Here is a 21,764-nt window from a genome sequence, read left to right on the forward strand (position 1 = left end):
GATTTTTTTACTAATTTTGCCGGTGATAATACTGTTCTTTTTTCAGTCAGCAAAATTGTGAATAATTTTTGAATAAAAAAAATATTTAACATTTGTTTTTCTGAATTTATTTTATAAGGGAACGATGTTAATCTTTTGTTAATGTTTATATCTATCTAATTATGAAAGAATTATATTTTGATTATGTACTACGTACTCGCTATGCAGAAACCGACCAAATGGGGGTGGTGTACTATGGTAATTATCCTCAATACCTCGAATTGGGAAGAGTAGAGTGGTTGCGCTCTATTGGTTTTACCTATAAAGCAATAGAAGGAGAAGGTGTTATGATGCCTGTAGTTTCTTTGCAAATTCAATATAAAAAACCAGCCCTATATGATGAGTTGATTACAATTCGCACCAAACTAAAAGAATTACCCTCTACAAAAATTGAGTTTGATTATGAGATTTTTAATGAAAGAGGAGAGTTACTTTCCACAGCTAACACCATATTAGTATTTGTAGATGCAAAAACTTTTAGACCAGTGCGCTGTCCTGAAAAGGTATTAAAACTGATTGAAGAGAAGATGAGTAATTAGTCACTAATAATGAATCGTTAGTCGTTAGTATCTCATTACTAACGACTAACGACTAAAAAGCTAAAGACTATCTGTAGTTTTTAATGAGATTTTTCACTAAAAGAATTACATTAGGCATTGCTATATTAGCTGCATTGAGTACTTCTTCGTGTGATACATCTGGTGAAATTTCTGGACCTCCTAAATCAGTGATGACTGAAAGGGCACACACCTCCATATTTTGATGACGTGCTACAATCACTTCAGGTACAGTACTCATCCCTACTGCATCACCTCCTAAAATACGCACCATACCATATTCGGCTGGCGTTTCAAACGAAGGTCCTTGCAACCCTACATACACACCTTTTTGAAGTTTGATATTGTGCTCTTTAGCTATTTTTTCTAATTCAGCTATCATAGCGTGATTATAAGGTTTGCTCATATCGGGAAAACGCACCCCAAACTGGTCTAAGTTCTTACCTCGCAAAGGGTGTTCTGGAAACATATTGATATGATCGCGAATCACCATTACATCTCCTATAGAAAAATTAGGATTCACTCCTCCCGAAGCATTAGAAACGATGAGACGTTTAATTCCTAATTGTGCAAACACACGTATCGGAAAAGTTACCTCTTGCATTGTATAACCTTCATAGTAGTGCACACGCCCTGCCATCATCAGTACATAACGGTTTTCTATTTTACCATAGATAAGTTTGCCTTTGTGTCCAGCTACAGTCGATTTAGGAAAGTTGGGAATATTGTTGTATTTAATTTCCGAAATAACTTCCACTTCATCTTCTAATTTGTGAAGTCCAGACCCTAAAATAATAGCAAACTCTGGAGTGTGTTCTGTAATGTACGACTGTATGATGCGAGCCGTCTCGTTAATTTTGTCGTAAATTTGTTGCATATTTTTTATTTATTTGTCAACTTTGTAAATTGCCCACCTTTGGAAAAATGGAAATAATTAATAAATTTACTAATTATTGAAAATTAGTAACACCAAATTTAGCCGCTTCTGCTCTTGCTTTAGGTACTAGGGCTGTAAGATTTTTAATCCGTGAATCATCAGAAGGGTGTGTACTAAGTAACGAACTAGTTGATTTACCTCCTTTTAATGCTGCCATACGTTTCCATAACTCAGGAGCTTCAGAAGGATCATAGCCCGCAATTGCCATAATTTGAATACCTATAGCATCAGCCTCTGTTTCATTAGAACGGCTGAAAGGCAACATCACTCCTAAATTAGAACCTAAGCCATAAGCCAGCATAAACTGGTCAGTATAAGCGGCATATTTACTGTTTTGTAAAGCTATAGAACCTGCTATAGCTCCTATCTGCTGCAAGGTAGAGGCACTCATACGTTGTGCACCGTGATCAGCTAAAGCGTGTGCGACCTCGTGTCCCATAACCACAGCTAAACCTGCTTCGGTTTTTGTTACAGGTAAAATCCCTGTATAAACTACAATCTTGCCCCCTGGCATACACCAAGCGTTTACTTCAGGACTATCTACTAAGTTGTACTCCCAGCGATAATCATCTAAATAACCTTGATAACCATTGGTATCGAGCCATAATTTGGCTGCTTTGGCTATACGTTCGCCCACTCGCTTTACCATAGCAGCATCATTAGTACCTTTCAACACCTTATTTGAATTTAAAAAGGTGGAATATTGACTAAATGCCATTGGAAAAACTTTGCTATTAGGCATAAAGTTAAGGGTACTCTTCCCTGTAAAAGGATTCGTTTTACAAGAAGAGATCATTAAAAGTAATGTGATTAAAATTAATTTCTTCATAAAAATTTATTTGAGGGCAAAGATAATAAATAATTAATAACTGACAATCATCAATTAACATTATTTAACAAATTGTAAATTATTCAATTCTCTATCCCTATCTCCTAATCCCTAATTTTTGTCCATTGTTACTTGTTAATTGTTAATTAATTCGTACCTTTGCGCGCAAATTAAATAGAAATGGCAAATACCAAATATATATTTGTAACAGGAGGGGTAACCTCTTCTTTGGGAAAAGGCATCATTGCAGCTTCACTTGCCAAACTCTTGCAAGCTCGTGGCTATAGGGTAACCATACAAAAGTTCGACCCTTATATTAATGTTGACCCTGGTACTCTTAACCCTTATGAACACGGCGAGTGTTTTGTAACTGAAGACGGAGCTGAAACTGACCTCGACTTAGGTCATTACGAACGGTTCCTAAACGTACACACCTCTCAAGCAAACAATGTAACTACTGGACGCGTTTACCAAAGTGTAATTGAAAAAGAACGCCGTGGTGAGTTCTTAGGCAAAACAGTACAAGTAATTCCTCACATTACCAACGAAATTAAAGAACGTATTCAGATACTTGGCAAAACGGGTGAATATGATATTGTGGTTACAGAAATTGGAGGCACAGTGGGTGATATAGAATCTTTGCCTTATATAGAGTCTGTACGTCAACTTTTATGGGATTTAGGAGAGCATAATGGTATCGTGATACATCTCACTTTAGTACCTTACCTCGCTGCTGCAGGTGAACTCAAAACTAAACCTACACAACACAGTGTAAAAACCTTGATGGAAAGTGGTATCCAAGCCGATATATTAGTTTGTCGTACTGAGCACGAACTCTCCGATGACCTTCGTTATAAGTTAGCGCTCTTCTGTAATGTAAAACGTGAGGCTGTAATCCAATCTATTGATGTACCTACAATCTACGATGTACCTAATGTAATGCTCTTAGAAGGATTGGATAAAGTGGCACTCAAGAAGTTAGACCTCCCTTGTAAAAACGAACCTGATCTCACCCAGTGGAATACTTTCTTACAGCGTTACAAGAACCCTAAACACCGCGTAAAAATAGGTTTAGTAGGTAAATATGTAGAATTGCAAGATGCTTATAAATCTATTTTAGAAGCTTTTATACACGCTGGAGCTACTAACGAAGTGCGTGTAGATGTAGAGAGTATTCATTCCGAACATCTCAACGAAGAGAATATTGAAGCTAAATTAGGTCATTTAGATGCTGTACTCGTCGCTCCCGGTTTTGGCGGTCGTGGTATTGAAGGTAAAATAAAAGCTATTGAGTATGTGCGCAAGCATAACATTCCTTTCTTGGGTATTTGTCTTGGAATGCAAATGGCAGTTATTGAATTTGCACGTCACGTAGCAGGATTTAAAGATGCTAACTCTACCGAAATGAATGAACAAACACCTTACCCTGTGATTAGTTTAATGGAAAGTCAAAAAGAAATTACTCACAAAGGTGGTACTATGCGCTTGGGCGCTTGGGATTGTGAACTCACTAAAGGTAGCAAAATATATGAAGCCTATGGTAAAAAAGATATTTCTGAACGCCACCGTCACCGCTATGAATTTAATAACGACTACAAAGAACAACTTGAGAAAGCTGGCTTACAATGCTCTGGTATCAATCCCGATACAGGTTTAGTAGAGGTTGTAGAATTACCTAATCATCCTTGGTTTGTAGGGGTACAATACCACCCTGAATACAAGAGTACTGTTGCCAATCCTCACCCACTATTTGTAGCTTTTGTAAAAGCCGCTTTGAACAATAAACTTAAAAAGAACTAAACAACAGATAAAAACAATTATATGGACGAAAGAAAATTCGATGTAAAGAGTATTATAGGTTTTGCCTTAATTTTTATACTCTTAATGTGGTTTATGAACAATAATAAACCTTCTCAAGAAGAATTAGCCAAGCACAAAGCTCAACAAGAACAACAAGCTAATAAAACTGCTGCTAATACTCAAAATAATACTTCTACTGTTCAACCTACTGATTTAGGAAACTTTGCCTATTCAACTACCTTACCATCAGCTAAAAATGAGGTAACTGTATTAGAAAATAAAGACCTTAAACTTACTATCAGTAACCGCGGTGGACAGCCTAAAGAAGTGTTGCTCAAAGAATTCAAAACTTATGATGCTTTGCCCGTTTATTTAGTAAAAGATTGGAATGCTACTTTTAGTCTTAACTTTACTACTGCTCAAGACAAAAAATTAAACACCAAAGATTTGTATTTTGAGCCTACCCTAAGTGAAAACAATGGTAGCCAAGTGCTTTCTATGAAGCTTAAAACTTCCGAAAATACTTATTTAGAATATGTATACACCTTGCCTAAAGAGGGATATATGCTCGACTTAGTAGTGCGTTCTCAAGGTTTAGCTGGAGCTGTAAACACTTCTAAACCTATGAACATCGATTGGAAATTGCAAGCTCGCCGTATGGAGAAAAGTGTAACCTATGAAAACCGTTACACTCAAGCTGCTATACAATATGAAGGTGACCGTATCAATCGTATGAGCCAAGCTGGTAACGACGAACAAAAAGAGGAAAAAGTAAGTTGGGTAGCTTATAAACAACACTTGTTTACTTCAGTTCTTATCTCCGACAATCCGTTTGAGAAAGGAAATTTCATTTCTCACAATATTGCTATAAATGAAGGAAAAGAAGTAAAATACACTAAAAACTTTCTTACTTCTTTACCTATAAAAGCTAAAAGTGGAGAATTGAGTGAATCATTACACTTCTATTTCGGACCGAGTGATTACAACGTTCTCAAACAATATAACGATAAATACGAACTTACTGAACTCATACCATTAGGTTGGGGTATCTTTGGTTGGTTGAACAAATGGCTATTTATTCCTCTTTACAATTTCCTTGCTGATTATTTTTCTGTAGGATTAGTAATTATATTGATGACCTTTATCGTACGTATATTGCTATCGCCTATCGTTTATAAATCGTATGTTTCTCAAGCTAAAATGAAGGTATTACGTCCTGAAATTGACGAAATCAACAAAAAATATGATGAGCCTATGAAACGCCAACAAGAAACTATGGCTCTGTATAGCAAAGCAGGAGTAAATCCACTCAGTGGTTGTATCCCAGCCCTCTTACAATTGCCTGTGTTCTTAGCGCTCTTCAACTTCTTCCCTACCGAATTTGGATTGAGGCAAAAAAGTTTCTTATGGGCTCATGATTTGTCATCTTACGACGCTATTTTCGAACTCCCTTTCTCTATACCTTTCTATGGTAGTCATGTGAGTTTATTCCCTTTGTTAGCTTCTATCGCTATATTAATTTATTCATTGATGACTATGGCTCAAACTGTACAGCCTCAACAACCTGGTGTGCCTAATATGAAGTTCCTCATCTATCTATCTCCTATAATGATGTTGTTCTTCTTCAACAACTACGCCAGCGGACTCAGTTTGTACTATTTTATATCTAACTTATTGACTATAGGTATTATGTTAGCTATCAAGTATTGGATTATAGATGAGAAGAAGATTCACGCTCAAATACAAGAAAACAAGAAAAAACCTAAAAAAGAAAGTAAATTCCAAGCTAAAATGCGTGAGATGATGGAACAAGCTGAAGCGCAACGCAAAGCTCAACAAAATAAACGTTAGCCTATAGATTTAACAACTAAAAAACGAATACACTTTGCCAAAGTTCTCTATTGCTATTGCACTACGATCTTTGGCAAAGTTTTTATATAAAACTATATAATGGTATAGTTTTTGCTGCTAATGTTTTCAAACTATGAAAAGAAAATTTATCAACATATTATTATCTACACTCATCTTGTTCTCTAATTCAGGATGGGCTATTTCTTTTCATTATTGTCAAGACCACTTATCGTCAGTTTCTTTAGAATATATCACTTCTTCTGTAGATGAAGTAAGTGATTGTGCTGATATGGACTCTTGTTGTGCTTCTGAGGACGACGATAGTGATGAGAGTAAAACAGAATCTTCACATAAAAAATGCTGTGACAATACAGCTATATCATCTTCTATTTCTGATAGTACTTCAGTAGTAAAAGCGTTGGAACTGCAACTACAATCTTTTGTAGTAAGTTCTTTGGTTTTTCCTACTTTGGAAGTGGTAAGTATTCCTCAGACTGTAAAGAAAGCCATCACGAGAGATTTCTTTACGCAGTTGAATGCGCCACCTCTTTATGAATTATACTGCCAGAGGGTGTTTTATTCAGGTAAGAGATAAGAGGTAAGAAATATACCTCTGTTTTCCAATCCTTAAATTCTAATTTCTAAACTGAATAAAACAAGACAATAATGTACAAAAAATATATCTTTTTAATAGGGCTGTTGTTGCCCTTGTCTGTCTTTGCTCAACATTTTAGCAAAGGGAAAGTGGTAGACGAAAACAACGCACCTCTTATAGGGGCAGATGTGTATTGGGAGGGTACTGAAATAGGTGTATCTACTGATAATGAAGGAGCTTTCACGCTGAAACGCACAGATGCTTCTAATACTTTGGCAGTAAGCTATATTGGTTATAAAAAGAAAACTGTAAAAGTAAGCGGTAATGCGTCTTTACATATTCAATTGGAACCAGAAGCGACTTTGGAAGAGGTGGTAGTAAGCCAGAAGCGTGCTAACACGATGAAATCGCAATGGCAAGTAGCTGATGTGCACACAATGAGTAGTGGGGAATTACTGAAAGCAGCTTGTTGCAACCTATCGGAGAGTTTTTCTACTAACCCATCAATTGATGTGAACTTCTCGGATGCTGTTACGGGTAACAAACAGATAAAGATGCTGGGGTTAACCAGTCCGTACATACTAATGGCAGAAGAGAATATCCCTACAATGCGGGGCGCTTCGCAAGCCTACGGACTCTCATTTGTACCAGGTACGTGGATTGAGAGCATCCAGATAACCAAAGGAGCAGGGAGTGTGATTAATGGGTATGAGAGTATTTCGGGGCAAATCAACTATGAGATAGAAAAGCCTATCAGTAGTCGTCCTTTCTTCTTAAACTTGTATGCTTCAGAAGATAATCGTTATGAACTCAATGCTCATACCAATCAAAAATTATCTGATAAGTGGGCGACTACTCTTTTTGCACACGGCAATGTACGCCAGCAGAAAGCCGACCACAATCACGATGGTTTTATAGATAACCCCATAGGTAATCAAATCAACTTGTTGAATCGTTGGCAGTATGCGAATGCAGAAAAAGGGTGGGTAGGTTTTTTGAATCTCCACTATATGAAAGATGAGCGCCAAGCAGGAGAGTTGCGTTTTAATCGGCTAACGGACAAAGGAACTACCAATGCATGGGGCAGTGAAGTAAACTCCGAGCGCTTTAGTGCATCTAATAAAATAGGGTATGTATTTCCTGACACACCTTATAAGAGTATAGGGTTGCAGAACTCTTTTCAGTCGCATCGTCAAGATTCTTATTTTGGGTTGAACCGCTATGATATACAGCAAAAGAGTTGGTATGGTAATTTGATATACAATTCTATCATCACCGATACCAAACACAAATTTGCCACAGGACTCAATGGAACTTATGACGATTATAATGAGGTGCTCACTACTTCGGCTCTTGCGGGAGATTTCTCACGTGTAGATCGCTCCATAGGTGCCTTCTTTGAATATACTTATGACAATTTGAGTAACTTCAGTTTTGTGGCAGGAGTACGCGCTGATAGTCATAATCATTTAGGAAACTTCATTACGCCACGTTTGCATGTGCGTTATAATCCTTGGAAACAAGCGACTTTCAGAGTATCGGCAGGGCGAGGCAAACGCGCTGCTAATGTGATAGCAGAGAACCAACAACTCTTGGCATCCGCACGCAAGCTTGCTATTATAGGAGGTGATGGAGGGAAGCTCTATGGATTGAATCCCGAAATTGCTTGGAACTACGGAGTGAGCTTTTTGCAAGCATTTAAAATATTAGGTAAAAGTGCAGAGCTTTCAGTAGATTTCTACCGTACAGATTTTGATAATCAAGTAGTAGTAGATTTGGATAACTCACCCCAACAAGCCTTGTTTTACAACCTCAATGGGAATAGTTTTGCGAACTCTCTACAAGCAGAATTTAGTATTACTCCTGCCAAAGGGTTGGACTTCAAGGCTGCCTATAAGTATTATGATGTGCAAACGCAGTTTACTAAAGGACAGATGGAGAAGACCCTTACCCCAAAGCATCGCTGGTTTGCCAATGTAGCTTACGAGACTCCTGAGCGCAACGAGAACAAACATTCTCAATGGAAGTTTGATGTAACCTTCAACTGGTTGGGAGAACAACGTTTGCCTACAACCGCTACGAACCCTATAGCCTATAGGTTAGACGATTATGCGCCATCATTTGCTACACTCAATGCTCAAATCACCAAAGTATTTTCTAAGACATTTGAGGTATATATAGGAGGTGAAAACATCACCAATTATAAACAAGAGAATGGTATTTTGGCAGCCAACAATCCTTTTGGCGCATATTTTGATAGTACAATGCAGTACGCTCCTGCCTTTGGACAGATGTATTATGCAGGATTAAGATTTAAATTATTATAAAATGAAAACACGTATTTTATTATGGATAGCTTTGAGTTTTTTTGGGCTCACTATCGCAAGTGCACAACAAGCACCTAACAAAAGTAAGAAAGTAGAGTTTGCTGTAGGAGGCAACTGTGAACAGTGTAAGGCGCGTATAGAAAAAGCGGCTTATAGCGTAAAGGGCGTAAAGAGCGCTAATTGGAATATCAAGAGTGGCAATATGACCCTTATTTTCGACGAGCGCAAATGCAGTGAAAGCGATGTGCAGAAAGCTATTGCCAAAGTAGGACACGACGCTGGCAAAGAACGCGCTGACGATGAAGTGTACAAAAACTTACACCACTGCTGTTTATACGAAAGATTACCTTAAAATATAGGGAGTCTAAAAAAAACTTTGAAAGTATGATTGCGGTATACTGATAATCAGACATTTTTAGTGATGTTGTAGAGGGGATTTATAAATCACTCCTACAACATCACTTTTTTAGATAGCCTCATTTCGGTATAGATTTTGCTGTTAAGAAAGAAACACTAAATCACAACAAAATGAAAAAGATAACTATTCTACTAATGTTAGCAGTAGCTTTGGGGCTTAGTTCTTGTGCAAGTATTTATGTAGCTACTGATTATGATCGTCAAGCCGATTTTTCAGCGATGAAATCTTTTGCTTTTTTTAAAGAAGGTATTGATAAAGTACAAATATCCGACTTGGATAAGAAACGTATTTTACGTGCTATAGAGCAAAATCTTACTACTAAAGGGCTAACACTTTCTGAGAACCCTGATTTTTTAGTAAACATATTCACTCGAGATCGGGAGAATGTAGATGTGTATGACAATAGTCCGTATTACTGGGGCTGGGGAATGAGTTGGGGTCCATTTTGGGGAGGAGCCACTTATAATGTAAGTCGAAATACAGAAGGTACTCTTTACATTGAGATTATAGATGCGAAGAAGCGTGAATTGGTATGGCAAGGAAAAGGCACGGGGTATTTGCCACAATCAATGGATAAGAAGGAAGAAGCTATCAAAAATTTTGTAAACAAGATATTAGAAAAATATCCACCTTCAGCAGATAAAAAATAACAATCACTAACTTTGTCAGAGTCTAATGACCCCGACAAAGTTTTTATTTTTCATATAGTAATTCGTAATTTATAACCTATGTTTAAAAAACCTTTTTCTTTTGATGGACGTATCAGACGTACTGAATTTGGACTATCCTTTATTATTTTCTATATAATTTTCAATTTTTTAGATGAAGTGTTCAATTTTAATCGTTCATTTTCAATAATCTTTTTTATTCCTATTTTCATCTTCTATTTTGCACAATCAGCAAAGCGTAGCCACGATATAGGTGAAAGTGGGTGGCTATCTTTGATCCCTTTATATAACCCTTTTCTTTTATTATTTAAAGAAGGGAATGTAGGGGAAAATGTGTATGGTGAAGATCCTAAAAAACGTGTAAATAACACATTTTTCAACAATCCTTCTACAACTACCCCTCCACCCATTATATTTTCTCCTATACAAGCAACTCCATCTATTCATACCGAGAAGAAAATTACCCAACAATATCTCCTCAGTGAGGATGGTAAAACTTTATTAAAATGGTTTGATACTCAAGTTACTGCTATAGATATGCAAGCCGACCCCATTTTGAGAAATGTTACAACCATAGGCAGAGATGCTTTCTACAATTGCAACAAACTCAGCAAAATAAACTTCAATGGACAACTCACTACCATACAAAAAGCCGCCTTTGAAGATTGTGAACAATTGCGCCACGTTAGCTTCCCAAGTCGTGTGAGTTTTATAGGTGAATTCCTCTTTGGTAAAAATTGTATTGAGTCTATAAGTATTGAAAGTGAAATACCCCCACGATTAGAAGGCGATTTTTCCTACAATGATGAAAAATTACAAGCTATTTATGTTGCCACAAGTGATATAAGTTTGTATCGCAACAATGAAAATTGGAAAAAATACGCATACCTTATAAAATAAAAACACACTGATTATCAGCGATGTGAAAAAATACACAGAAATATTTTTACAAAAACTTTTGGCTATTTAGAAGATTATCACTACATTTGCCACGATTTTAGGGGAGATAGAGTATTTATTTTATCAATTAAGTTTAACTCTTTCCTATAGTAATCCCCTATAATACTCTAATTACTATCAGGAAATACAAATTTTATCATCAGCAAATGGCTGAAAACACTCAAAATCCAGAAGAATTTTTACAAAACTTCAACTGGGAAAAATACCAAGAAGGTATTGACAGCGTACAAGAAGACCAATTAAAAAACTTCGAAGAATTGGTTAAAAACAATTTCGTTGACACTCAAGACAATGAAGTAGTAGAAGGTGTTGTAACTCGTATTACCGACAGAGAAGCAATTATCGACATCAACGCTAAATCTGAAGGCGTTATCTCTCTCAACGAGTTCCGCTACAACCCTAACCTCAAAGTAGGTGACAAAGTAGAAGTACTTATTGATATCCGCGAAGATAAAAACGGTCAGTTAGTACTTTCTCACCGCAAAGCACGTACGCTTAAGGCTTGGGATAGAATCAATTTAGCACACGAAAACGGCGAAATCGTAAATGGTTTTGTAAAAAGCCGTACCAAAGGCGGTATGATTGTAGATGTATTTGGCATCGAAGCATTCCTCCCTGGTTCACAAATCGATGTGAAACCTATTCGCGATTACGAGCAATTCGTAAACAAAACAATGGAATTCAAGATTGTGAAAGTAAATCACGAGTTCAAAAACGTAGTGGTTTCTCACAAAGCGCTCATCGAAGCAGATATCGAAGAACAAAAGAAAGAAATCATCAGCCAACTCGAAAAAGGTCAAGTACTCGAAGGTGTTGTGAAAAACATCACTTCTTATGGCGTATTTGTAGACCTTGGTGGCGTAGATGGATTGATTCACATCACCGACCTTTCTTGGGCTCGTATCAACCACCCAAGCGAAGTGGTTTCTGTAGATCAAAAATTGAACGTAGTTATCCTCGATTTCGACGACAACAAATCTCGTATCCAATTAGGCTTGAAACAGCTTAGCAAACATCCTTGGGATGCTTTAGCCGACGATCTTAAAGTGGGTGATAAAGTAAAAGGTAAAGTTGTTGTTATTGCCGATTATGGTGCTTTTGTAGAAATCGCTGATGGCGTTGAAGGTCTTATCCACGTTTCTGAAATGTCTTGGAGTACTCACTTGCGTTCTGCTCAAGATTTCGTAAAACTCGGTGACGAAGTAGAGGCTGTTATCTTAACTCTCGACCGCAACGAGCGCAAAATGTCTTTGGGTATCAAACAACTTACCCCAGACCCTTGGATCAACATCACTGAAAAATATCCAGTAGGTTCTAAACACACAGGTACTGTTCGTAACTTCACTAACTTTGGTGTATTCGTAGAACTCGAAGAAGGTATTGATGGTCTTATCCACATCACCGACCTTTCTTGGACTAAGAAAATCAAACACCCATCAGAATTTGTAAACTCTGGTGATAAAATTGAAGTAGTAGTACTCGAATTGGATGCTGAAGGACACAAGTTGTCATTAGGTCACAAACAAACCACTCCTAACCCTTGGGACAAATACGAAGCTGAATTTGCCGTAGGTACTGTACACACTGGTACCATTTCTAAAATGGTAGATAAAGGTGCTACCGTTCCTTTCAACGACGATATTTTAGCCTTTGTTCCTTCACGTCACTTAGAAAAAGAAGACGGAAAAAAATTAGGCAAGGGAGATACTGCTGAGTTCAAAGTAATTGAGTTCAACAAAGAATTTAAACGTGTAGTAGCTTCTCACACCGCTATCTTCAAAGAAGAAGAAGAAAAAATAGCTAAAGAAGCTGCTGTAAGCACCAATTCATCTACTGTTGAAAAATCAACCCTTGGAGACCTTGAAGTATTACAAGAGTTGAAAGACAAGATGGAAAAATAGAAGTAATTTAGTTTTTTTCATAATTTTTTGTTTTAATGAGGAAAAGTCGTTGCTGGGAAGTAACGACTTTTTTTATTCTATATACTTGCTTTTCTTTTTGAATTATTTTATCTTTGCCCTCTGAAAACTAATCATTAATCATTTTATCACGAACCGTTTATCAAAATGCTTAGAATAGAAAATATCAGTAAACAATACAGCAACTACACCGCACTCAACGATGTATCGCTACACATCTCTAAAGGCAGCATCTTTGGATTGCTCGGGCCAAATGGGGCAGGAAAAACTTCTCTTATACGTATCATCAACCAAATTGTACTGCCCGATGCAGGACAAGTTTTTTTTGACGGTGAACCTTTGCAACCCAAGCATACAGCTCAAATAGGCTATTTGCCCGAAGAACGCGGTTTGTATAAATCGATGAAAGTGGGCGAACAAGCCTTGTATTTAGCACAACTCAAAGGATTGAGCAAAGCTGAAGCTAAGGAACGACTTAAATTTTGGTTCAACCGCCTCGATATTGGCGACTGGTGGAACAAAAAAGTACAAGAACTCTCCAAAGGGATGGCTCAAAAAATACAGTTTTTAGTAACTGTACTCCACAACCCCAAACTATTGATATTTGATGAGCCTTTTAGCGGGTTCGACCCTATCAATGCCAATATTATCAAGGACGAAATTCTCTACTTGCGTGACCAAGGTGCTACCATTATCTTCTCTACTCACCGAATGGAATCGGTAGAGGAATTGTGTGATCATATTGCACTCATCAATAAATCACGTAAAATATTAGATGGTAAACTTATTGATATCAAACGTGCTTATAAAAACAATTCTTACGAAGTAGGTTTAAAATTGCCTGAAGACCAGAAACCTGCTCTCTTAAACGAACTGAAAATGCATTTTGAACTAAGTGAAGCGCATTTCAAAACATTGTACGACGAATTAAAACTGCATATCAAGCAAAAAGAAGGACAAACCGCTAACGATTTGTTGCAATACCTTACAACTCGTGCCGAGGTAACTCATTTTGTAGAGGCTATCCCTACCGTTGATGAGATTTTTATCTCAACCATTAATAAATTGTCAAACTAAAAACTGCCCGTGAGGCTCATATTATGAAACATTTAGGAATTATTATTCAAAGAGAATACTTAAATAAAATACGTAATAGGTCATTTGTGATAATGACGTTCGTAAGTCCACTTATATTCGTTTTGTTTGCTTTTATCATTGGCTTTTTAAGTGATATGAACCGAAAGAGCAAGGCTAAGGATATTGTGATTGTAGATGAAAGCGGACTCTATGCTAATACTTTTGAGAATACCGAGACAACTCAGTTTCAATATCTCAATAATATTTCACTCAAAGATGCCAAAGCTAATGTATTAGAAAAAGGTCAATATGGATTGTTATACATTCCTGCTAAAGGTGACAAAAATATAGCTTTCTATAGTGAAGAATCCCCCTCCTTATCACTTACTAATGAGATGACAGCTGCAATAGAACGCACTCTTTTCCAACATAATCTCACTCAAAAAGGAATTGATAAAAAGGAAATAGACTCAGCTAAAGCTCATATTGATATCGAGTTACAGAATTTCACGGGGGAAAAGAGCTCTGAGTTCGATAGCCTGATGAAAATAAGCATTGGAGGAATTGCTGGTTATCTAATTTTTATGTTTATCATCATCTATGGCAATATGATTATGCGCAGCGTAATAGAGGAAAAAACCAATCGAATTATAGAAATTATCATTTCATCTGTCAAACCTTTTGAATTGATGTTAGGAAAGATTTTAGGTACTTCGTTAGCGGGCATCACTCAATTTGTAATATGGGTTGCTATAGGAGGAATATTGTTAGCATTAGCTCCTTCTTTTTTTGATGTAAATACTTCTACACAAGCAGTACAAGGAGCAGGTAACTTATCGGATATCAACAATATAGTAAATTCTTTATACCATTTCCCTTTTGCCGAAACCTTTATAGTCTTCCTCTTGTTCTTCATAGGAGGCTACTTGCTATATAGTTCACTTTATGCAATGATTGGCGCAATGGTTGATAACGAAACCGATACTCAGCAGTTTATGATGCCTATATTAATCCCTTTAATATTAGGCTTCTATGTAGGAATGTTCTCTGTAATCGAAGAGCCCCACGGCACCATTTCAGTAGTATTTTCGTACATTCCCTTCACTTCACCCATAGTAATGTTAATGCGCATACCGTTTGGGGTAGCGTGGTGGGAAGTAGCAATCTCTCTTGTTATTCTGTATCTTTCTTTCTTCGGAATCATCAAATTGGCAGCCAAAATATACCGCATTGGTATCTTGATGTATGGTAAAAAACCTACTTATAAAGAACTGTGGAAATGGCTTAAAATGAAATAAAATGAAAACAGAAAATCAATATATCAACCGCGAATTGAGTTGGCTCAAATTCAATGCACGCGTACTTCAGGAGGCAGCCGATGAACGCGTGCCTCTATTGGAACGCTTGCGCTTCGCGGGTATTTTTTCTAACAACTTAGATGAGTTCTTCAAAGTGCGTTACGCTACAGTGAAACGTGTTGCAATGAATGAAACCTCCGACAAAGAATTGGGAGTACACGCTAAAGAACTTTTAGAAGAAATTACTAAAGAGGTAATACTTCTGCAAGATCAAAGTTTGAAAATCATTGCCTCTATCACCAAAGAATTGGAGAAAGAACAGATTTTTATAGTAGATGAAAAGACCTTGTTACCCGAGCACGAATCTTTTGTAAATACATATTTCTACAATAAAGTACGCCCTGCTCTCTTTACTATTATCCTCAACGATTTGGAAATGTTTCCTCAACTGAAAGATGATGTAGCGTATTTAGCAGTTAAAATGACACTAAAGGAAGAGGACGAAAAAGCATCAGGTATAGAAAAGTTCTTTTCATCACGTGTTTATAAAGAAAAAATACAATATGCACTGATTGAGTTACCTACTACCCTCGACCGTTTTATAGAGCTACCTCAGATAGGTGACAAACACTATATCATTATGCTGGACGATGTAATTCGTTTCTGTTTACATAAAATATTCAACATCTTCAATTACGAATCGCTTACAGCTAATATGATAAAAATCACCCGTGATGCCGAATTGGACATTGATGATGATTTGAGCAAAAGTTTTATCGAAAAAATATCTACTAGTGTGGAAGATCGACGCAAAGGGGAACCTGTGCGTTTTGTATATGACAAAATGATTGATAAGGATACCTTGCAATTCTTATTCGAGAAAATGGGAATTGTAAAAACAGATAGTGTAATACCTGGAGGGCGTTACCACAACCGCCGTGATTTTATGAGCTTTCCCAGCTTAGGTCGTAAGGATTTAACCTATCCTCCCATACAATCTCTACCTGTACAAGGACTTACTTCCGATGAGAGTTTATTAAAAAAAATTGCTGAAAAGGACTATTTGCAATATACTCCTTACCATACTTTTTCTAACATTATATGGTTTTTGAGAGAAGCTGCTCTTGACCCCAAAGTGAAGTCGGTAAAAATAACCATTTATCGTTTGGCAAAAAACTCACAAGTTGTCAATTCACTCATCAATGCGGTGAAAAACGGCAAACAAGTAACTGTACAGATAGAGTTACAAGCACGCTTTGATGAGGAATCAAATATACGATATGCTGAACAACTAAAAGCAGAAGGTGTAAAACTCATTTTTGGCGTACGCGGACTCAAAGTGCATAGTAAAATATGCGTAATTGAACGCAAAGAAGGTAAAGAACTAAAACGTTATGGTTTTATCAGTACGGGTAACTTCAACGAAAGTACAGCTAAAATCTATACTGATTACACACTGTTTACTGCAAATCAAGAGATTCTCAAAGAGGTAAACAAAGTGTTCAACTTCTTTGATACCAACTATAATGTGCAAAAATTCAAGCATCTAATAGTCTCTCCTCACTATACAAAAAAGCAACTTAAACATCTGATAGACGAGGAAATCAAGAATGCTAAAGCGGGTAAAGAGGCGTATATCAAGCTAAAGATGAACAATATCACCAGCTACAAGATGATTGATAAACTATATGAAGCCAGCCGTGCAGGAGTAAAAATACAAATGATTGTACGCGGCATTTGTTGCTTAGTACCTGGTATTGAAGGAATGAGTGAGAATATTGAGGTAATCAGTATCGTCGATAAGTTCTTAGAACACCCACGTTTGTTTATCTTTGGCAATGGAGGTACACCTAAAGTATATATCTCCTCAGCCGATTGGATGACGCGCAATATTTCTTTCAGAGTAGAAGTAGGTTGTCCTATTTACGATAAAACCATACAGCAAGAGTTGATAGATACCTTTGAAATAAGTTGGGCTGATAATGTAAAGGCGCGTATCATCAACAAAGCGCAAGACAATACTTATCGTCCTCACACCACTCCTGCCTTGCGCTCTCAAGTAGCCCTATATGAGTATTATCAGCATAAAAACAAGCTCACTGAATAGATGAAAAGACCACAAATTAAACTAGCTCAACACGTAATAGAAGCCTGTAAAGCCAAACAAATAAAACACATTGTCATCTCTCCAGGGTCGCGTAATGCCCCTTTAACCATTGGTTTTGCCAATAATCCTTATTTTAGCTGTTATAGTATTGTTGATGAGCGTTGCGCCGCTTTCTTTGCCTTAGGCATTGCCCAACAACGGCGTGAGCCTGTGGCAGTAGTATGTACTTCAGGATCTGCTTTACTCAATTACTACCCTGCTTTTTCAGAGGCTTTTTACAGTAATATCCCTTTGGTAGTTATCTCTGCCGACCGCCCATCAAGCAAAATAGATATAGGTGACGGACAAACCATACGTCAGGTGAATGTACTAGCAAACCACAGTGCCTACAATGCCAATCTATCAGATGAAACACATAGTGATAAAAGCAATTTTTATGAACTAAACAGAGCGTTGAATACAGCTATAGAGGAGCAATTACCAGTACATATCAATGTGCCTTTTGAAGAACCCTTATACCTCACTACCGAAGAACAGTATCCTTTTGAGAACATCGTTGCAGAAATCAAAAATCCTATTATTAATAAGGATAAAGCCACTAATTTTGTGAAACATTGGAACTCTTCGGCTAAAAAAATGGTATTAGTAGGAGTATTAACACCCAATAGTGTAGAATCTCAATATGTTGAATGGCTTGCCAAAGACCCCTCCGTAGTAGTACTCACTGAAACTACATCAAACTTGCACCATTCGCATTTTATTCCTTATATCGATAAATTGCTCACTTATACTGAAAAAGACCCTACTCTAAAAGAATCCTTACACCCTGATCTGTTACTTACTTTTGGTGGTCTGGTAGTTTCCAAAAAGATAAAACAGTTCTTGCGTTCTTATCAACCTACCTATCACTATAATGTAGATTTACACAAAGATTATAATTCATATTTCTGTTTAACAGCTCATTTTAAAGCGGACATCAATACTTTTTTGAGAGAGGTAACACCTAATTTAATTAATGTATCTTCTACTTATCAACAACAGTGGTTAGAGATAAAAAATGAAATACAGCAAATTCATTTGGAGTATATTAACCAAATTCCTTTCTCCGATTTCAAAGTCTACAATGAGGTGTTCAACAATATTCCTAATGATCATATCGTGCAGATAAGTAATAGTTCAGCAATCAGATATGCCCAACTGATGAAAGCACATCCTTCTTGGAAAGTATTTTGCAATCGAGGTACCAGCGGTATTGATGGTAGTATGAGCACTGCTATTGGAGCTGCTGTTGGGAGTGCATCGCCTACTGTTTTTATCACGGGTGATTTAAGTTTTTTCTACGATAGTAATGCTCTTTGGAACAAATATATTCCACAAAACTTCAGAGTGATTCTCCTTAACAATCAAGGAGGAGGTATCTTTAGAATACTACCAGGTGATAAAACCGATTCTAACTTTGAATATTTTTTTGAGACACCTCACAAACTCACAGCTGAGCATTTTTGTAAAATGTACAACATAAATTATCAGTCAGCTACTAATCTTACTGATTTACAGAGGAAAATAGGTGAATTTTACGAAAAATCCGACGTACCAAAGCTATTAGAAGTACATACACCACGAAAAATAAATGATAAAGTTTTGTTAAAATATTTTGAGTTTATAAAAAAATAACTACTTTTACCGCATTAATAATTTTAAATATAAAAAATTATGAGTAAACGTGATGATTTAATCGCTGTGTACACCCAAGATTTAAAAGAAAAATGTGGTGAAAAGAACCCAGATGTAGAGTTCTTAACAAAAGTAACGGTAGGTTTAGGACCTTGTATTTACAACAATGATGCTTCTAAAGTATCTGGCTCTGACCAAACTGAGTTAGACCGTGTAAAACAAAACTTCCTAATCAAAAAATTAGGCTTAAAAGATGGTCCTGAGTTAGATAAGGCTATTGATGCTGTACTCGAAAAATACGGCAAATCTAACAAAAGCAAGTACCGTGCAGTTGTGTATTATCTGTTGGCTAAACACTTCAAAAAAGAAAGCGTTTACAACAAATAAAAATCAAAAAAGGCTGCTCAATGGATGAACAGCCTTTTTTATCAGATAACAAGTAATAAATGGAGAATAAAAAAAGAAAACTACAACACCACAAAAATATAGCTACAGGACTCTTTGTTTTGATGCTCGTCATTTATATAGTAATGGTAATAGCTCATAAAAAAGCTCTTGAACTCACTTTTATAGGTTATATAAAGGCTTTTTCTGAAGCTGCTATGGTAGGAGCACTTGCCGATTGGTTTGCAGTTACAGCTCTCTTTCACAAGCCTTTAGGATTAAACATTCCTCATACTAACCTCATTGAGGAACGAAAAAATGATATAGGTGAAAACTTAGGTGATTTTGTAGTAGAGAACTTTTTGAAACCTAAACAAATACGTCCTTACATTACCAATATTAAAGTCTCTACCTTTATAATAGAGCAACTTTCAAAAGAAAGTACACTAACTAAGATTAAATCTTTTGTAAAGGACATTCCTCTCAATAAAAAAGTAAGTGAAGCTCTGATTTCGTTTTTAGATGAGAATAAACACCAAGAATTTCTCCAACAATTTTTTGAAAAAATAGCCACATATCTCTTTGAAAATGAAGAACTCATACATCAAGAAATCAAAGAACAGTTTTCTTCTCTTACTCCTTCATTTGTAAAAAACAAAGTTGCTAAAAAAGTTGCCAATGGACTTTACTTATTAGCTTTAAAAACTTCACAAGATAAAACTCACCCTATCAGGGCTGAAATTACAGCACAATTATATGAATTTGCTGAAAAACTCAATGCCCCTGAAGGAGAATTACAACTTACAAAACTCTTGCAAAAAGGAGTTGAACAACTTACTGATGAACTGCAACACAACACTGTTTTACAATACCAAATAGACATTTGGGCACAGAAAACTGCCTATCAATTTGTGCTAAAAAACAAAGAGGAAGTCGGAAAACTCATCAGTCATACGGTAGAGAATTGGGAAGGACGTGAATTGAGCGAAAAACTTGAATTAGAAGTAGGTAAAGACCTCCAATTTATCCGTATCAATGGTACTTTGGTAGGTGGTTTAGTCGGTTTGGCTATTTACGCCATCACTCAATTATTCTAAAAGATAATATACTAACTAATTCGCTAATTCTGCTAATTTGCTAATTTGCAAATTCTTCCCTACCTTTGCGCCCGAAAATATTTCAACTATGGAATTTGAATTACTAAAAACAGATGAACATACTAAAGCACGTGCTGGAAAGATTACTACCAGCCACGGCGTGATTGAAACTCCTATTTTTATGCCTGTGGGAACGGTAGGAAGTGTGAAAGGAGTGCACCAACGCGAATTAAAAGATGATATCAACGCTGATATCATATTGGGGAACACTTATCACCTCTATTTACGACCTCAAACCCCCATTTTAGAAAAAGCAGGAGGCTTACATAAGTTTATTAATTGGGATAGAAACATACTTACCGATAGTGGTGGTTATCAAGTATATTCATTGGCTGCCAACCGAAAGATAAAAGAAGAAGGCGTGAAATTTAAAAGTCATATTGATGGCTCTTTTCACTTTTTTTCACCTGAAAATGTAATGGAAATAGAGCGCAGTATAGGTGCTGATATTATGATGGCTTTTGATGAATGTACGCCTTACCCTTGTGAATATGGTTATGCAAAACGTTCAATGCATCTCACGCATAGGTGGCTTGATAGATGCATTGCTCACCTCGAAAAAGTACCTCCTAAATACGGTTATCATCAAAGTTTATTCCCGATAGTACAAGGGTCAGTCTATAAAGACCTTCGTACACAGTCTGCCGAATATATTGCAAGCAAAAATGCCGACGGAAACGCTATCGGGGGGCTATCAGTAGGAGAACCTGTTGAACAAATGTATGAAATGACTGAACTTGTATGTGATATTCTCCCCAAAGACAAACCTCGATACCTTATGGGAGTGGGAACCCCCATTAATATATTGGAAAATATTGCTTTGGGAGTGGATATGATGGATTGTGTAATGCCTACGCGCAATGCTCGTAACGGAATGCTCTTTACTGCAAAAGGAATTATCAATATTAAAAACAAAAAATGGGAAGATGATTTTTCACCCATAGACCCTGATGGGCATACTTATGTAGACACCTATTACACAAAAGCCTATTTGCGTCATTTATTTGCTGCCAATGAATTTCTTGGCAAGCAAATTGCTTCTATTCATAATCTCGGTTTCTATTTGTGGCTTGTGAGAGAAGCTCGCCGACAAATTATAGCGGGTACTTTCCTTCAGTGGAAAACCAAAATGGTTGCCAATATGTCAAATCGTCTATAAAAAAAATA

At 36.7% G+C, this 21,764-nt stretch carries 18 protein-coding genes; 16 read left to right on the forward strand and 2 right to left on the reverse strand.

What is annotated here, in order from left to right; all coding sequences use genetic code 11:
* Positions 1–161 precede the first annotated feature (161 nt).
* A complete protein-coding gene (locus DR017_RS13145) occupies positions 162–578 on the forward strand; it encodes an acyl-CoA thioesterase (protein WP_002678879.1) in 417 nt (138 codons plus the stop codon).
* A 67-nt stretch (positions 579–645) separates the two neighbouring features.
* On the opposite strand, the gene DR017_RS13150 is transcribed toward DR017_RS13145, so the two are convergent.
* Positions 646–1,473, reverse strand: a complete 828-nt coding sequence (locus DR017_RS13150; protein ID WP_002678823.1) for a purine-nucleoside phosphorylase — start codon at positions 1,471–1,473, stop codon at positions 646–648.
* Positions 1,474–1,546: 73 nt separating this feature from the next.
* A complete protein-coding gene (locus tag DR017_RS13155) occupies positions 1,547–2,362 on the reverse strand; it encodes a M48 family metallopeptidase (protein WP_040361010.1) in 816 nt (271 codons plus the stop codon).
* Positions 2,363–2,542: 180 nt separating this feature from the next.
* Here DR017_RS13155 and pyrG point away from each other — a divergent pair, with 180 nt between their 5' ends.
* The 15 genes from pyrG (at position 2,543) to tgt (ending at position 21,756) form a co-directional block, all read left to right on the forward strand.
* Positions 2,543–4,162: a CTP synthase gene (gene pyrG / locus DR017_RS13160; RefSeq protein ID WP_002678673.1), complete on the forward strand. Its 1,620-nt coding sequence runs from the start codon at positions 2,543–2,545 to the stop codon at positions 4,160–4,162.
* A 21-nt stretch (positions 4,163–4,183) separates the two neighbouring features.
* Complete coding sequence (gene yidC / locus DR017_RS13165) at positions 4,184–6,013, forward strand: membrane protein insertase YidC (RefSeq protein WP_002678872.1); 1,830 nt, start codon at positions 4,184–4,186, stop codon at positions 6,011–6,013.
* Positions 6,014–6,146: 133 nt separating this feature from the next.
* Positions 6,147–6,608 carry an HYC_CC_PP family protein gene (locus DR017_RS13170; protein WP_002678836.1) on the forward strand — a complete coding sequence of 154 codons (462 nt, stop codon included), beginning with the start codon at positions 6,147–6,149 and terminating at the stop codon, positions 6,606–6,608.
* A 71-nt stretch (positions 6,609–6,679) separates the two neighbouring features.
* A complete protein-coding gene (locus tag DR017_RS13175) occupies positions 6,680–8,935 on the forward strand; it encodes a TonB-dependent receptor (protein WP_002678822.1) in 2,256 nt (751 codons plus the stop codon).
* A gap of 1 nt (position 8,936) precedes the next feature.
* Positions 8,937–9,287 (forward strand): heavy-metal-associated domain-containing protein, encoded by a 351-nt coding sequence (locus DR017_RS13180; protein ID WP_002678700.1) that lies wholly within the window; start codon positions 8,937–8,939, stop codon positions 9,285–9,287.
* 176 nt (positions 9,288–9,463) lie between these two features.
* Positions 9,464–10,003: a DUF4136 domain-containing protein gene (locus tag DR017_RS13185; protein WP_002678727.1), complete on the forward strand. Its 540-nt coding sequence runs from the start codon at positions 9,464–9,466 to the stop codon at positions 10,001–10,003.
* Positions 10,004–10,081: 78 nt separating this feature from the next.
* Positions 10,082–10,921, forward strand: a complete 840-nt coding sequence (locus DR017_RS13190; RefSeq protein WP_002678672.1) for a leucine-rich repeat protein — start codon at positions 10,082–10,084, stop codon at positions 10,919–10,921.
* A gap of 206 nt (positions 10,922–11,127) precedes the next feature.
* Positions 11,128–12,882: a 30S ribosomal protein S1 gene (gene rpsA, locus DR017_RS13195; RefSeq protein ID WP_002678834.1), complete on the forward strand. Its 1,755-nt coding sequence runs from the start codon at positions 11,128–11,130 to the stop codon at positions 12,880–12,882.
* Between the two features lie 165 nt (positions 12,883–13,047).
* Positions 13,048–13,977, forward strand: a complete 930-nt coding sequence (locus tag DR017_RS13200; protein ID WP_002678887.1) for an ABC transporter ATP-binding protein — start codon at positions 13,048–13,050, stop codon at positions 13,975–13,977.
* A 23-nt stretch (positions 13,978–14,000) separates the two neighbouring features.
* Positions 14,001–15,275: an ABC transporter permease gene (locus DR017_RS13205; protein WP_002678740.1), complete on the forward strand. Its 1,275-nt coding sequence runs from the start codon at positions 14,001–14,003 to the stop codon at positions 15,273–15,275.
* Between the two features lies 1 nt (position 15,276).
* A complete protein-coding gene (ppk1, locus tag DR017_RS13210) occupies positions 15,277–17,382 on the forward strand; it encodes a polyphosphate kinase 1 (RefSeq protein WP_002678913.1) in 2,106 nt (701 codons plus the stop codon).
* Positions 17,383–19,056, forward strand: coding sequence for a 2-succinyl-5-enolpyruvyl-6-hydroxy-3-cyclohexene-1-carboxylic-acid synthase (gene menD / locus DR017_RS13215; RefSeq protein ID WP_002678689.1), 1,674 nt, complete (start codon positions 17,383–17,385; stop codon positions 19,054–19,056).
* A gap of 39 nt (positions 19,057–19,095) precedes the next feature.
* Positions 19,096–19,443 (forward strand): DUF2853 family protein, encoded by a 348-nt coding sequence (locus DR017_RS13220; RefSeq protein ID WP_002678808.1) that lies wholly within the window; start codon positions 19,096–19,098, stop codon positions 19,441–19,443.
* A 59-nt stretch (positions 19,444–19,502) separates the two neighbouring features.
* Entirely contained in the window at positions 19,503–20,537 is a 1,035-nt protein-coding gene (locus DR017_RS13225) for a DUF445 domain-containing protein (RefSeq protein WP_002678915.1), read from the forward strand.
* 88 nt (positions 20,538–20,625) lie between these two features.
* The gene (tgt, locus tag DR017_RS13230) at positions 20,626–21,756 is read left to right on the forward strand and encodes a tRNA guanosine(34) transglycosylase Tgt (protein WP_002678802.1); all 1,131 of its coding nucleotides are present in this window, start codon (positions 20,626–20,628) and stop codon (positions 21,754–21,756) included.
* Positions 21,757–21,764: the final 8 nt, after the last annotated feature.

This window comes from Capnocytophaga sputigena, assembly GCF_900446695.1.
Taxonomy (GTDB): Bacteria; Bacteroidota; Bacteroidia; order Flavobacteriales; family Flavobacteriaceae; genus Capnocytophaga; species Capnocytophaga sputigena.

Bases quoted from the DNA above. Each gene is read 5' to 3' on its own strand.
- DR017_RS13220 (WP_002678808.1), top strand. From the start codon at position 19,096: ATGAGTAAACGTGATGATTTAATCGCTGTGTACACCCAAGATTTAAAA.
- tgt (WP_002678802.1), top strand. From the start codon at position 20,626: ATGGAATTTGAATTACTAAAAACAGATGAACATACTAAAGCACGTGCT.
- yidC (WP_002678872.1), top strand. From the start codon at position 4,184: ATGGACGAAAGAAAATTCGATGTAAAGAGTATTATAGGTTTTGCCTTA.
- DR017_RS13180 (WP_002678700.1), top strand. From the start codon at position 8,937: ATGAAAACACGTATTTTATTATGGATAGCTTTGAGTTTTTTTGGGCTC.
- DR017_RS13150 (WP_002678823.1), bottom strand. From the start codon at position 1,473: ATGCAACAAATTTACGACAAAATTAACGAGACGGCTCGCATCATACAG.
- DR017_RS13225 (WP_002678915.1), top strand. From the start codon at position 19,503: ATGGAGAATAAAAAAAGAAAACTACAACACCACAAAAATATAGCTACA.
- DR017_RS13190 (WP_002678672.1), top strand. From the start codon at position 10,082: ATGTTTAAAAAACCTTTTTCTTTTGATGGACGTATCAGACGTACTGAA.
- DR017_RS13205 (WP_002678740.1), top strand. From the start codon at position 14,001: ATGAAACATTTAGGAATTATTATTCAAAGAGAATACTTAAATAAAATA.
- DR017_RS13185 (WP_002678727.1), top strand. From the start codon at position 9,464: ATGAAAAAGATAACTATTCTACTAATGTTAGCAGTAGCTTTGGGGCTT.
- ppk1 (WP_002678913.1), top strand. From the start codon at position 15,277: ATGAAAACAGAAAATCAATATATCAACCGCGAATTGAGTTGGCTCAAA.
- rpsA (WP_002678834.1), top strand. From the start codon at position 11,128: ATGGCTGAAAACACTCAAAATCCAGAAGAATTTTTACAAAACTTCAAC.
- DR017_RS13145 (WP_002678879.1), top strand. From the start codon at position 162: ATGAAAGAATTATATTTTGATTATGTACTACGTACTCGCTATGCAGAA.
- DR017_RS13170 (WP_002678836.1), top strand. From the start codon at position 6,147: ATGAAAAGAAAATTTATCAACATATTATTATCTACACTCATCTTGTTC.
- DR017_RS13200 (WP_002678887.1), top strand. From the start codon at position 13,048: ATGCTTAGAATAGAAAATATCAGTAAACAATACAGCAACTACACCGCA.
- menD (WP_002678689.1), top strand. From the start codon at position 17,383: ATGAAAAGACCACAAATTAAACTAGCTCAACACGTAATAGAAGCCTGT.
- DR017_RS13175 (WP_002678822.1), top strand. From the start codon at position 6,680: ATGTACAAAAAATATATCTTTTTAATAGGGCTGTTGTTGCCCTTGTCT.
- pyrG (WP_002678673.1), top strand. From the start codon at position 2,543: ATGGCAAATACCAAATATATATTTGTAACAGGAGGGGTAACCTCTTCT.
- DR017_RS13155 (WP_040361010.1), bottom strand. From the start codon at position 2,362: ATGAAGAAATTAATTTTAATCACATTACTTTTAATGATCTCTTCTTGT.